General features: G+C 43.6%; 12 protein-coding genes and 1 pseudogene. 3 read left to right on the top strand and 10 right to left on the bottom strand.

The genetic code is table 11. The features are described 5' to 3' along the window. The 4 genes from V7083_RS00415 to V7083_RS00400 all read right to left on the bottom strand — a co-directional run. On the bottom strand, positions 1–904 hold a 904-nt coding region (locus V7083_RS00415; protein ID WP_335474216.1), incomplete at its 3' end, for an acyl-CoA dehydrogenase family protein. A gap of 88 nt (positions 905–992) precedes the next feature. Further along, positions 993–1844: a 3-hydroxybutyryl-CoA dehydrogenase gene (locus V7083_RS00410; RefSeq protein WP_335474208.1), complete on the bottom strand. Its 852-nt coding sequence runs from the start codon at positions 1842–1844 to the stop codon at positions 993–995. Positions 1845–1878: 34 nt separating this feature from the next. Then, a complete protein-coding gene (locus tag V7083_RS00405) occupies positions 1879–3063 on the bottom strand; it encodes an acetyl-CoA C-acetyltransferase (protein WP_335474205.1) in 1185 nt (394 codons plus the stop codon). 285 nt (positions 3064–3348) lie between these two features. After that, entirely contained in the window at positions 3349–5460 is a 2112-nt protein-coding gene (locus V7083_RS00400) for a (Fe-S)-binding protein (protein WP_335474203.1), read from the bottom strand. A gap of 196 nt (positions 5461–5656) precedes the next feature. Between V7083_RS00400 and cls the strand changes: the two genes are divergently transcribed. Further along, positions 5657–6859 (top strand): cardiolipin synthase, encoded by a 1203-nt coding sequence (gene cls / locus V7083_RS00395; RefSeq protein ID WP_335474201.1) that lies wholly within the window; start codon positions 5657–5659, stop codon positions 6857–6859. A 159-nt stretch (positions 6860–7018) separates the two neighbouring features. Here cls and V7083_RS00390 read toward each other — a convergent pair whose 3' ends face one another. The 4 genes from V7083_RS00390 to speE all read right to left on the bottom strand — a co-directional run bounded on the left by V7083_RS00390 (position 7019) and on the right by speE (position 9735). After that, a complete protein-coding gene (locus V7083_RS00390; protein ID WP_335474199.1) occupies positions 7019–7198 on the bottom strand; it encodes an H-type small acid-soluble spore protein in 180 nt (59 codons plus the stop codon). Between the two features lie 102 nt (positions 7199–7300). Further along, complete coding sequence (locus V7083_RS00385) at positions 7301–7720, bottom strand: DUF1934 domain-containing protein (protein ID WP_335474197.1); 420 nt, start codon at positions 7718–7720, stop codon at positions 7301–7303. 221 nt (positions 7721–7941) lie between these two features. After that, positions 7942–8814 carry an agmatinase gene (gene speB, locus V7083_RS00380; RefSeq protein ID WP_335474195.1) on the bottom strand — a complete coding sequence of 291 codons (873 nt, stop codon included), beginning with the start codon at positions 8812–8814 and terminating at the stop codon, positions 7942–7944. Between the two features lie 90 nt (positions 8815–8904). Next, positions 8905–9735: a spermidine synthase gene (speE, locus tag V7083_RS00375; RefSeq protein WP_335474193.1), complete on the bottom strand. Its 831-nt coding sequence runs from the start codon at positions 9733–9735 to the stop codon at positions 8905–8907. 281 nt (positions 9736–10016) lie between these two features. Here speE and V7083_RS00370 point away from each other — a divergent pair. After that, positions 10017–12070 (top strand): annotated as a pseudogene (locus V7083_RS00370) (transglycosylase domain-containing protein). 140 nt (positions 12071–12210) lie between these two features. Here the strand turns inward: V7083_RS00370 and V7083_RS00365 are convergent. Both V7083_RS00365 and V7083_RS00360 read right to left on the bottom strand, forming a co-directional pair. Continuing rightward, on the bottom strand, positions 12211–12720 hold the full coding sequence (locus V7083_RS00365; RefSeq protein ID WP_335474191.1) for a YwhD family protein: 510 nt from the start codon (positions 12718–12720) through the stop codon (positions 12211–12213). Between the two features lie 18 nt (positions 12721–12738). Next, complete coding sequence (locus V7083_RS00360) at positions 12739–13389, bottom strand: site-2 protease family protein (RefSeq protein ID WP_335474189.1); 651 nt, start codon at positions 13387–13389, stop codon at positions 12739–12741. Between the two features lie 285 nt (positions 13390–13674). On the opposite strand from V7083_RS00360, the gene V7083_RS00355 reads away from it, so the two are divergent. Next, entirely contained in the window at positions 13675–13860 is a 186-nt protein-coding gene (locus tag V7083_RS00355; RefSeq protein ID WP_335474187.1) for a 2-hydroxymuconate tautomerase, read from the top strand. The last annotated feature ends 83 nt before the right edge of the window (positions 13861–13943 follow it).

The following is a 13943-nucleotide window of genomic DNA, read 5'->3' as shown; positions in this document are numbered from 1 at the left end:
CGGCACGATAGACTAAAAGTTTTGCAGCTTCTACGCTGGTCGCCATGTCCGCAAGTTTGAAGGCGATTCCTTGCTGGGCGGCGATTGGCTTTCCAAATTGCTGGCGGTCTTTCGCATAGGCAGTGGCCGCTTCGAGTGCTGCCTCAGCAATGCCAAGTGCCTGAGCCGCGATACCTATACGGCCGACATCGAGGTTCGCCATTGCAATTTTGAAGCCTTCTCCTTCGTTCCCTAGCAGATTCTCCACCGGCACCCGCATATCTTCAAACGTCAGCTGGACAGTTCTAGAACCATGGAGTCCCATTTTTTTCTCATCTTTGCCAATGACCAGACCAGGTGTATTTTTTTCTACAATAAACGCCGAGACCCCTTTGCTGCCGGAATCAGGATTCGTTTTGGCAAAAACAACATAAATGTCTGCCTCGCCGCCATTTGTGATAAATACTTTCGAACCGTTGATCACGTAATGACTGCCGTCCCGGACTGCACGTGTCTTCAAGCTGCCTGCATCAGAACCGGCGCTGGGTTCTGTGAGGCAAAAGGCCCCCAAATATTCCCCGGAAGCCAGCTTCGGTACAAACTTTTGCTTTTGCTCCTCCGTTCCAAAATATAGAATCGGGTTGGTCCCCACCGATGTGTGAACGGATAGAATGACGCCCATGGTAGCGCTGACCCTTGAAAGCTCGTTTATAGCGATAATATAGGAAATGAAGTCCATCTCGGCACCGCCATATTGCTCTGGAACCGGGATGCCCATCAATCCAAGTTCGCCCATTTTTCGAAGAATTTCACGCGGAAACTCCCCATTTTCCATTTTTTCAATAAATGGGGCAATCTCGCCCATTGCAAAATCGCGCACCATTTTTCGCATCATTTCCTGCTCTTCTGTAAATGTGAGATTCATGTTGATCTCTCCTTTTGGAGAAAATAAAGTAGCAGTATCCATCCTCAGTGCCCCTTTCCCAAGGAAATCTATATTTTTAAAAAACAATTTACTCGTATGTGTAAAAGCCCCGTCCGGTCTTCTTACCAAGCCAGCCTGCTTTAACATATTTGCGAAGCAGCGGGCAAGGTCGGTATTTGTCGTCGCCGAAGCCTTCGTGCAGGGTTTCCATAATATATAGGCATGTATCCAAACCGATAAAATCAGCCAGTGTCAATGGTCCCATTGGATGGTTCATTCCCAGCTTCATGACTTCGTCGATTGCTTCCTTCGTGGCAACCCCTTCATATAGGGTGTAAATGGCTTCGTTAATCATTGGCATTAAAATACGATTCGAGACGAAACCTGGGAAGTCATTTACTTCAACAGGTACTTTGTTTAGGGTTTTTGTCATATCTTCAATGACCTGGTACACTTCATCCGCTGTTGCTAAGCCGCGGATAATTTCAACTAGTTTCATGACCGGAACAGGGTTCATGAAATGCATGCCAATGACTTTTTCCGGCCGCTTTGTGGCTGCAGCGATTTCAGTGATTGGCAGCGAGGAGGTGTTGCTTGCCAGGATCGCATGCTCCGGCGCAATTTCATCCAGTTGTGAGAAAATTTTTGCTTTGATTTCCATATTTTCAACAGCTGCTTCGATAATGAGGTCTACGTTGGCTGCATCGTTTAAGTCTGTTGAGGCAATAAGTCTGTTCAATACCTCTGCTTTTTGGTCATCTGTCATCCGGCCTTTATCCACATTTCGGGATAAATTTTTATTGATTACCCCTAAACCGCGTTCTACATATTCCGGTTTTAAGTCATTTAATAAAACGCTGTACCCTGCCTGGGCACAAACCTGGGCAATCCCTGAACCCATCTGCCCTGCTCCAATTACCATCACTTTATTGACTTTCATGCTTTCCCCTCCACTTTGTATATCTATGAATCTATTAACCTCTAGGCACCTCAATCATAATCGCATCACCCTGGCCTCCGCCGCTGCAAATAGCAGCAATGCCGATTCCGCCGCCACGGCGCTTTAATTCATGCATTAATGTGATAATAATCCGCGCTCCGCTCGCACCGATTGGGTGACCCAAAGCCACTGCTCCCCCGTTTACATTAACTTTTTCCGGATCGAGGTCAGCGATTTGTCCGCTGGCTAATGCCACTGCCGCAAAGGCCTCGTTAATTTCAAATAAGTCGATTTCCTCAAGTCTCTTGCCAGTTTTTCGTAAAATTTCATTAATGACAAGGCCAGGTGTTTGTGGAAAGTTTTTCGCCTCAACGGCAACTGCTGCCTGGCCGATAATTACTGCTTCCACTTTTCTGCCTTCGCGTAAAGCTCTTTCTTCGCTCATCAATATTAGGGCCCCGGCACCGTCATTGACCCCTGGGGCATTACCGGCTGTAATGGTACCGCCGCCAAAGGCCGGTCCGAGTTTTGCGAGTTTTTCTAAAGAGGTATCTTTCCTTGGAGCTTCATCATGTTCAACCATTGTTGCAGGCCCTTTGCGTTGAGGAACTTCGACCGGCACAATCTCTTCGGCAAATTTGCCGCTCTCAATGGCCGCAAGCGCTCGTACATGGCTTCTAAGGGACCATTCGTCCTGAGCTTCACGGGTAAGACCGAACTCTTCTGCTGTTGAGTTCCCATAGGTTCCCATATGAACGCCTGTAAAGCTGCAGCTTAACCCGTCATGAATCATCATGTCCTTAACGGCTGCATCACCCATGCGTAGGCCCCATCTTGCTTTCGGCATAAAATACGGCGCATTGCTCATTGATTCCATGCCACCCGCGACAATTACTTCCTCATCCCCTAGTCGGATAATTTGGTCAGCCAGTGTTACACTGCGAAGTCCACTGGCGCAAACCTTATTAATTGTTTCAGTCTTTACTTCCCATGGTAGACCAGCTTCATGTGCTGCCTGACGAGATGGAATCTGTCCTTGCCCCCCTTGTAAAACAGTTCCAAAAATGACTTCTTGAACGTCTTCAGGGGTTACACCTGCCCGCTTCAGTGCTTCTTTAATCGCAAATCCCCCAAGTTGTGATGCCGTGAAGCTGCTTAATCCACCACCAAACCTCCCAAAAGGTGTTCTAACCCCACTTAAAATAGCTGTTCTCCCCACAAAAAATTCCCCCTTTTCTCAATTTTCAGTCACCATTTCGCAAAAAATAACATTCCTCTACCAGCCTAATGAATAACCATCGACTGAACGCTCGCTCGATAAATAACCAAAAGTGTACGAAGGCTTTTCGGCATTTTTTTAAAAAAAGGCCGGTTCACCCACGTCTTTATAGCGAAAAAGGAATGTAAGCGTTTTATACACTTTCTATTTTACACAAAAAATAGTAGAAGTTGAAATATTTTACACAATTTTTTAAAGATTCAACTTCTACTATTCTAATGTCGTTTAGGAAGCAGCAGAAACAGGCTCGCCGCAGACTGATTTTTCAAGGATTTCTGCGACATCGTAAGTGGCAATTTGATCTTCCACTTCTTTCGCTTTTGTTCCATCAGACAGCATGGTCAAGCAATACGGACAGCCGGAACTGATCACGGAAGGATTGACGGCTAGTGCCTGTTCAGTTCTGGCAACATTGATTCGATGGCCGGTTTCTTCCTCCATCCACATTAAACCGCCGCCTGCGCCACAGCACATGGCTTTGTCATGGTTACGTTCCATTTCCACAAGCTTCACGCCTGGAACAGCCTTCAAGATTTCTCGTGGCGGATCGTAAACATCATTGTAACGGCCGAGATAGCAGGAGTCATGGAAGGTAATCGTTTCGTTGACTGCGTGCTTCGGAACCAATTTTCCTTGTTTTACAAGGTCATACAAGATTTCGGTATGGTGGTACACTTCTGCTTGAAGCCCGAAATCAGGGTACTCATTTTTGAAAATATTATAGGCATGTGGGTCAATCGTTACAATTTTCTTGACCTCTGCCTTTTCGAATTCTTCAATATTTTTTACAGCAAGATCCTGGAATAGGAACTCGTTACCAAGTCGACGTGCTGTATCTCCTGAGTTCTTTTCTTTGTTACCAAGAATAGCAAATTTCACGCCAGCCTCATTCATTAATTTGGCAAATGAAAGGGCAATTTTTTGGCTGCGGTTATCGTAAGAGCCCATAGCGCCCACCCAGAATAGGTATTCGAATTCTTCACCGGCTTTATTCATTTCTTTTACGGTTGGAACATGAACATCTTCACGAATATCGCGCCAGTTTTCACGCTCTTTGCGGTTTAGTCCCCATGGATTACCTTGACGTTCAATGTTAGTCATGGCCCGCTGTGCATCTGCATCAAGTTTTCCTTCGGTTAACACTAGATAACGGCGCAGATCAATAATTTTTTCAACGTGTTCATTCATAACCGGACATTGGTCTTCACAGTTACGGCAAGTGGTACATGCCCAGATCTCTTCTTCGGTAATGACATCGCCAATCAGGCTGGGACTGTAGGCAAGTGCTGCTGCTGATTCTTGGGCTCCTTGACCCGCTGCGGCAAGTGCAATCTGATTTCCTTTTGTATTGGCAAAAGCAAATGTCGGCACCCATGGCTGTTTCGAAGTGACCGCAGCACCATAATTGGTAAGATGGTCACGCAGCTTGAGCATTAAATCCATCGGCGACAGCATTTTACCGGTGCCTGTAGCCGGGCACATATTTGTACAGCGGCCGCATTCTACACAGGCATAAAAGTCAATCATTTGCAGCTGGGTAAAGTCTTCAATTTTTCCAACCCCAAAGGACTCTTGCGATTCGTCTTCAAAATCAATTTTTTTCAATTTACCTGGTCTTTCCAAACGATTTAAATACACATTTGCTGGACCAGCGATTAAGTGCGCGTGCTTGGACTGCGGCACATATACTAAGAAAGATAGTAAGAATAACAAGTGCATCCACCATGCTACATAGAAAACAGTGATAGCAGCGGTTTCTCCCATCCAAGAGAAAGCCATGGAAATGACGGAGGCAATCGGTTCCGTCCACGTTGTTTCTTCACCATGCCAAATAATCCCCATTCCATTCCCCACTAGAACAGAAACCATTAAACCGCCGATAAAAATTAAGACAAGCCCCGATTTGAAATTTCGCTTTAAGCGGACTAATTTTTCCACGTAACGACGATAAAATGCCCAGATGACGGCGACAAGAATCATTAATGTGACAATTTCCTGAAAAAAAGTGAACCCTGGATAAAGCGGACCAAGCGGTAAATGTGAGCCCGGCGCAATCCCTTTCCAAATAAAATCAATGGCTCCAAATTGGACAAGAATAAAGCCATAGAAGAACATGACATGGATGATTCCACTCTTTTTATCTTTTAAAAGCTTCTTTTGACCAAATACGTTCACCCAAATTTTTTGCAAACGCTCTTTCACGTTGTTATCAAACTCGACCTTTTTCCCGAGCTTGATGTATTGAATTCGGGTTTTGACCACGTAGACAAACAGGCTGATTGCGTAAGCGGTTACAGCAAGAAACGCAATCAGGTTGACCCATAAAAGTCCATTCATATGAGACGCCCCTTTCTTTCATTTCTTCTCCCCATTGTTTGTAAGTGTAGAAAATAATAAATTTTCTGAAACTAACTTATCTCTATTATAAAAATGAATGAGCATTCAGTCAAATTATATTTATTAAGAATGATTCAATTTATAGAAATAGCTTCTAATGGAAAAACTAACATAACCGATTGGGGGAAGGATTCCAATGAGAATAGCGCTACTTGTTGCCGGTTTATTATTATTTTTCATTATATGGCTCGTACTTGATTTTAGGATGGGGCAAAAGAAGCATCTTCAGGAGGCAAGACCGTTCTTAACTCCTGAGCTCTATGGACATTTTGAGATTTTCACGCATGGCCAGGAGCTGTTCCAGCGGTATTTTGCGGATCTAAGACAGGCCAGGCACCATATTCATGTGTTGTTCTATATTTTAAAGGATGATGACATCAGCCAAGAGTTTTTTTTAATTTTGAAGAAAAAGGCTTCAGAGGGGGTTGAAGTCCGATTATTGCTTGATCGTTTGGGCAGCATTAAGGTAAAAAAGGCAATGGTGAATGACTTAAAGAAGGCTGGCGTGAATTTCGCCTTTAGTAACCGGGTAAGACTTCCGTTTCTATTTTATTCATCTCAGGTGCGCAACCACCGAAAGATTTCCATTATTGATGGAGAAATAGGTTATCTTGGAGGCTTTAATGTAGGTAAGGAGTATATTGATGAGGAACCAAAGCTGTGCCCTTGGCGGGATTATCATTTGCGGATTAGCGGTGAGAGTGTAAATTACTTGCAAAAAGTGTTTTTTATGGATTGGCAGGAGTATTTCGGGGAGCACCTTCGACATGATTCCATTTATTTTCCTGTTTTGCCTAAGGGGGATGTTTGCCATCAGTTTATCCCAACCGAAGCCGGCCAAATGGAGGAATACTATGTCAGTCTCATTCGAAAGGCCAAAAAGTCGATTGTGATTGGGACTCCCTACTTTATCCCAAGCCAGACTGTTTGTGCGGAGCTAATCCAATCACGGCAACGCGGGGTTGACATTACGGTGATTGTTCCGTTTAAAACCGACCACCCCCTTGTTCAGGAAGCATCATTTCCTTACCTACGGAAGCTGCTTGAAGAAGATGTTGCGGTTTATCAATATAAACACGGGTTTTATCACGCAAAAACCGTGGTAATTGATGACACCATATGCGACATTGGAACCGCCAACTTTGACCGGCGCAGCATCTTCCTAAACAAAGAAATCAACTGCATCTTCAACGATTCTGCCTTTATCAAACGTTTCAAAGACATAATCCAAAAAGACATCAGCGACTCCGAACCACTAACACTTGCAACCCTAACCAAACCAAACCTATATAGATCCATCAAAGAAATGATTGCCGGTGCAATCTCCCGCTTTCTATAACAAGTTGTTTTGTGGTGCCTGGCACCTTTTTTGACCTTTTGAAAAGAGCGGGGCATGCCATTTCACAGTGCCTGCTTGATTTTCTTTGATATTATGGTTGAATGTATCATTTATATATAAAAATAATAAGTCCCCGAAAGTGTGTTTCGGAGACTTTTTTTATTCTTCGATTAGGTTTAAGACTGGGACGTCTTGTTCGTGGTCTGGTTCTTTTTTGGTGTAGATTCTCGCCATTTTGGTTGATTCGTCGACGTGCTGAATGATGACGGGTGTCCCCTCATACGTTACGTTAATCATATCAGCTGATTCTAAGATTTCCTTTGCTCTTCCTACATTCATTTGTTCGGGTCACTCCTCCGTATTAGTTCATTATCTAGTATCTGCATTTTTTTGGTAAATATGCGTTTCTTTTGAAGTGACCTTACGTAAAAATCAGCTTGTTTAATATTTTTCTTCTTGGAAGTTTATTTGCAAATGGTAGGAACCAGCTTGCTCTCCTTGTAGGGAAAAGTCGTACAATAATTCAATGAAACCTGCTTTATTTTCAAAGTGATATGCCATTTTTTTCGCCAAAGTTGCGGTCTCAAATACCCCAAACGGGAGCTCATAGCTACCCCGCTGCTCTTTCTCCAACTGAAACGGCAACCGCATCTTGACCGCACCGCTTCGCAAAATCAACATTTCGTTAATTCCTAATTTGATAATAGTCTTCACTGTTCCTTCCTCAAGGACTTCTTTATATTGAAGGAAGGAGGCATTTTCTTTTTGATAGAACCGACCAAACACAATGAGTTCTACTGTTTCTTGCTCATCTATTGTTGTTTTTATGTTAATTTTTACGGGAATTTCGGTATTCGCCATTTTAACATCACCTGCCTCTTCTTAAAAAACCTTTGCGGAAAAATCACGTTTACTTGTGGAATATGTCATTTTACTTGCTGTACAGCCACGTTTACTTGCGGAATATGCCATTTTACTTGCGAAAAAGACCGTTTTACTTGTGAACCTACCCGATTTACTTGCTAAACCATACCTTAAAAAAATGCCCCCCTTTTAAACGGAAGGCATTCACTACATTCGATCTATTTTACCCAGCCAAGCAGCATTTCACGAATCAATTTGCTTGCTGTGTTAGCGGTTTGCTCAGACACATCGTAAATTGGCGCTACTTCTACAAGGTCGCAGCCAACTACCTTTACTTCAGAACGAGCAATCTCGTGAATGGATGCCAAAAGCTCACGGGATGTAATCCCTCCGCAATCGACTGTACCCGTTCCAGGGGCATGAGCCGGATCTAAGACATCGATATCTATTGTTACATAAACCGGACGCCCCGCTAGTTTTGGCAGCACTTCTTTTAACGGCTCAAGCACTTCAAATTTGGAAATGTGCATGCCATTTTGCTTTGCCCATTCAAACTCTTCTTTCATTCCTGAACGAATTCCAAATGAATACACATTAGATGGTCCAATATGCTCGGCAATTTTGCGAATTGGAGTGGAGTGAGAGAGCGGCTCGCCTTCATACTCCTCACGCAAATCGGTATGAGCGTCCATATGGATGATCGCCAAATCCGGATATTTTTTAAAAACGGATCGCATTACCGGCCATGACACAAGGTGCTCACCGCCCATGCCAAATGGAAATTTACCTTTTTCGAGAATTTGATCAACAAACTCCTCAATCATGTCAAGACTCTTCTGGGCATTTCCAAAAGGCAGCGGAATATCGCCGGCATCAAAATATTTCACTTCATCCAATTCTCGGTCTAGGTATGCACTGTACTCTTCAAGACCAATCGATACTTCGCGGATCCGTGCCGGGCCAAAACGAGAACCGGGACGATAACTGACTGTCCAGTCCATAGGCATCCCATAAAGAACCACTTGACTATCCTCAAAATTTGGATGACTTTTAATAAACACATTCCCCGAATAAGCTTCATCAAAACGCATGTAGATTCCCTCACTTCTTTATATATACAGGTATGTAATGGTAACAGGTACCGCCAACCGTTATTGGTTCCTGTCACTCTTGCTACATTTCTATTTCACAAGGTCACCAACAAATTTTGGCAGTACAAAGGCGGCCTTATGTAATTCTTTCGTGTAATATCTTGTTTCTAATTCATGGTAGCGGTCGTCACTGACTTGTAGCGGGTCATATTTTTTCGAACCGATGGTAAAAGCCCAGAGTCCGCTTGGATAGGTCGGAATATTCGCTACGTATAAACGGGTGATAGAGAAGATTTCCTTAACATCACGTTGAACGTTGCGAATAAGGTCTGCTTTAAACCATGGGTTATCCGATTGGGCCACGAACAGCCCGTCTTCTTTTAATGCCTTAGCAATGCCTGCATAAAAGCCCTTGGTAAACAGATTTACGGCCGGCCCTACCGGCTCAGTGGAATCGACCAGAATGACGTCATATTCGTTGTCACTGTTGGCGATATGCATGAAACCATCGTCCACCCTTACATCCACACGAGGGTCATCCAGCCATCCAGCTATCTCAGGAAGAAATTTCTTCGAATACTCAATGACTTTCCCATCAATATCGACAAGCGTAGCTTTTTTGACACTTGGATGCTTTAGCACTTCACGAATTACGCCGCCGTCGCCGCCGCCGACAACCAATATATTCTCAGGGTTCGGATGGGTAAATAGCGGAATGTGTGCCACCATTTCATGATAGACAAACTCATCCTTCACAGAGGTCATCACCATGCCATCTAACAGGAGCATGTTCCCCCATTCAGCCGTTTCCACCATTTCAAGCATTTGAAAATCTGTTTGTTCAGTATGTAATGTTTTATTTACTTTCATTGTAATGCCGAAATTTTCAGTTTGCTTTTCTGTAAACCACAGTCCTCCCATTTCCATCATCCTTTCCATGCAGCATAAGTATAAAATCCACTTCAAACTTATGCTACCCAAACTATTGAAAACCAAACACGTGAAAATGTCTAGCAAAAATAATGAAATTTTTCATTTTTTTCCGGGAAGTGTTTAAAAAGACTCTATTTTTTCAATACTATTACTATCTATTTTTTTAGAAACGCATCGACTTGCGAGCTTGACAGAGGCATAGTTGTACCCATGCCTAAAAAGCTTTCCTATCGGTTCAAAATAACGCTAACATAGGGTGGTGAACAACAATGGAAATCATGACAAATCATGGGTTTCGGAAGACGATCAAATACTTGCGTGCTCTTTTCTTCATCAGTTTAATCGGCATGATTTGTATGCTGCTCTTGTTCATAGGGATTCTAGCTTATGCAAAAATTTTAGGTCCACCGCCGCTTGCTGTACCGCAATCCACGCTTTTTTTTGCGGATGACGGCTCCTTAATCGGGGAAACCAATAACGGGCAAAAGCGTTATTGGACTAGACTGAAAGATATTTCCCCAGATTTGGTTCATGCGACGATTTCTATAGAGGATAAGAATTTCTACTCCCATCATGGATTTGATTATAAACGGATTGCCGGTGCGGTTGTTGCCGATATTCAGGCATTCGCTAAAGTCCAGGGTGCTAGCACCATCACCCAGCAATATGCCCGTAACCTATTTTTGGAGCATGATAAAACCTGGACAAGGAAACTTCATGAGGCCTTCTATACGATCCGCCTTGAAATGAATTATTCAAAAAAACAAATTCTAGAAGGTTATCTAAATACGATTTATTACGGAAATGGCGCGTATGGTGTTGAAGCTGCAAGCCAATATTATTTTGGAAAAAGATCTTCCGAATTATCTTTGGCAGAAGCGAGTATGCTGGCAGGAATCCCCAAGGGCCCTGGCCTCTATTCACCATTTGCTTCCATGAAAAATGCAAAGTCCCGTCAGACTATTATTTTACAAAGCATGGAAAAAAACGGCTATATCACCAAAAAAGCAGCTCAGCAGGCAGCCTTAAAGTCGCTGACGCTGACCGGAGAACATACTGTCAAACGGGCTGAAGTAGCTCCCTATTTTCAGGATGCCGTTAAAAATGCCCTAAAAAACCAATTAAACTTGGATGAACGAACGATTGCTCTAGGTGGGTTGAAGGTATATACCACCTTGAACTTGAAACAGCAGAAGGCGGCAGAGGAACAAATTCACAAATATGTGGCTAACTCATCTGACATACAGGTGGCCCTTGTGGCGATGGATCCTAAAAATGGATATGTTCGGGCAATGGTTGGNNCCCATTTAATCGGGCGGTTCAAGCGATTCGACAACCGGGCTCAACCATTAAGCCGCTGCTTTATTATGCGGCACTGGACCATGGGTTTACTCCATCTTCCACGATGAGAAGTGAATACACGACCTTCCATTTTGATAATGGCCAGGCAGAATATACGCCCCACAATTTTAACAACAAATATGCCGACGGGGAGATTACCTTAGCTGAGGCCCTGGCTGTGTCGGATAATATTTTTGCTGTCAAAACGCACCTCTTTTTAGGGGAAGATACGTTAATTGAAACAGCCAAGAAGTTTGGGCTGTCAACGAAAATGGCTCAGGTGCCATCCCTTGCCTTGGGGACTTCCGGTGTTCGGGTCATTGAAATGGCCAATGCCTACAGTCTCTTTGCCAACGGTGGAAAAAAAGTAAATCCAACTTTAATTACAAGAGTTGAAGACTATAACGGCAATGTTATTTTTGAAAAAAAGAATCAGTCTGAACGTGTGTTGAATGCGGCGAAAGCGTTTGTCATGACACATATGTTAACCGGTGTGTTTGATCCAAAGCTAAATGCTTATTCCCGCGTAACAGGAAGTACGGTTATCAAGGATCTGACACGCCCCTATGCCGGGAAATCAGGCTCAACTGAAACGGACAGCTGGATGATTGGCTACTCACCGCAATTAGTGACAGCAGTTTGGGCGGGGTATGACGTTGGAAAACCAATTGAAGTTACAGCTGAAAAAACGTATGCCAAAAATGTGTGGGCCCATTTCATGGAGGAAGCGTTAGACGGCAAGCCAGTTAAAGCCTTCCGACCGCCAAAAGAAGGCGTTGTCGGGCTATATGTAGACCCGACAAATGGCAAGCTGGCGACAAAGGACTGCCCAATCCGCCGGTTTACCTATTATGTAGCCGGTACAGAACCTACTGAATATTGTACGGATCATATCAAAGATCCTATTGGAAAATTAAAAGAGAAACATAGCACCGATAAGAAAAATCCGTGGTATAAGCGGATCTTCCCGTTTGGGCATTAAAGTATACGAAAGAAGCTCCGGAGCCTGCCCCGGAGCTTCTTTCTGTCCTAGTCTTAAAGTGCTTTCACACTGATTATATACTACCGATTTTTTCAATAAACTACAAGTAAGAAAGTTTGATTTCATTTTTGTAAAAATTTTTATTCGCCCAGCAGACCTTTTTTCAGTTCATCCGAGGAATTGTTCCATAAATCCTCGTTGTGGGCGCGTAGGAATTGAGATAATGTATGCTTTGATTTCTCATCCATATGGTCAACAATAATGTGCCGCTTTAATGATTTGTCCATACGGTTCACATGCTCAGGAAGAGACTTGTATCCACGGCGTATTTCTCGGTCCACCGTCATAAAGCAGGCGGTCACACCCGCATAATAAGGACCTTCCACTTTACGGTCAATCGTCACCCAAACAAGCCAATAGGGCTTGCCATTTGGAACTTCCTCCTGGTTAGGGAGAAATTTAATGCCCTTTTCAACGGCGCTGCGCGCATGCATCGCGCCAATATCAATTTCGGCTTCTCCAGCATTGACATCAATGATGACTGGGGAAACATTATCCAAACTTAGAGCCCCTTTACCAAAGCCTTTGTGGCCATCAGTCGGGTCATTTTTAATAATATTAAAGCCCATTTTCTTCTTATTTTCTTCCATCGGTGTCAAAAACCTCCTTTAAAAAAACAGCTGATAAAAGAAATTGCTTAATGTGTCAGAGACAAGCGGAATGACAAAACTGAATATCGGTTGAATGGTAAAGCGATCCAGCGGTGTAATAACTAAAATTAAAAAGATCAGCGTCCCATACTGCTCATATTGAGTCATTTTTGCCCTCATATTATTAGGTACAAGATCCTCTATAATCCTGTAGCCATCAAGCGGCGGCAACGGTAGCAGATTGAAGATAAACAGAACCGTATTTAGGTTAATAAAGATATTGATGAAATCATAGAAGTTTTCAGATGCGATCAGACCATAACGTCGACATGCATAGCCAATTATATAGCCGATACAAGCCAAGATTAGATTGGATAGTGGTCCTGCTACTGAAACAAAGACGCCAGCCAGCCGCGGCTTTTTGAAAAAGAAACGATTCACAGGCACCGGACGCGCCCAGCCAAACCCGGCAATAAAAATCAACAGCGTCCCAAACGGATCCAAATGCTGCAGCGGATTCAACGTCAACCGCCCTTGATTCTTCGCCGTCATATCCCCAAACTTATACGCTACAAACGCATGCGCAAACTCATGAAACGTAAACGCCAACACCAACGTTATCGCTACATAAGGAATCAACTCTATCGGATAAGCCAAAAAACGCTCCAACTGCACTACCCCCTTTTGGTGGTATTAAACTTAATTGTGGTATCACTTGTGGTGCAACAATTGTGGTGACAGGCACCGCCCGTGGACATTTGTCCACCGGTTACGGACACACAGAACACGCCTTTATCTATTTCCTTTAAGTATACTGAAACAGCGATGAAAAAGAAAATCATTTGAGCCCGTCAGGCTGTTGCACTTTTTCATAATTTATGGAACACTACAGAGGATAGCCGCAGTACTCTACTAGATCTGCAGCACACCCTACATAATGAAGGAGGAAAAACAATGCCATACGTTACCGTAAAAATGCTTGAAGGCCGGACTGAGGAACAAAAAAGAGCTCTTGTCGAAAAAGTAACCGACGCTGTTAGCGAAACCACCGGCGCTCCCAAACAAAACATCACTGTCTTCATCGAAGAAATGTCCAAAAACCACTACGCTGTTGGCGGCGTACGTGCCAGCGACAAATAATATTGGGTGACAGGCACCGTTCGTGGACATTTGTCCTCCTACAGTGGACACCAAGAGCTGAATATAGTGGACTCCATTAACAG

Source organism: Bacillus sp. JJ1764, assembly GCF_036962145.1.
Taxonomy (GTDB): Bacteria; Bacillota; Bacilli; order Bacillales; family Cytobacillaceae; genus Neobacillus.
This window is presented reverse-complemented; position numbering and strand designations above follow the sequence as displayed.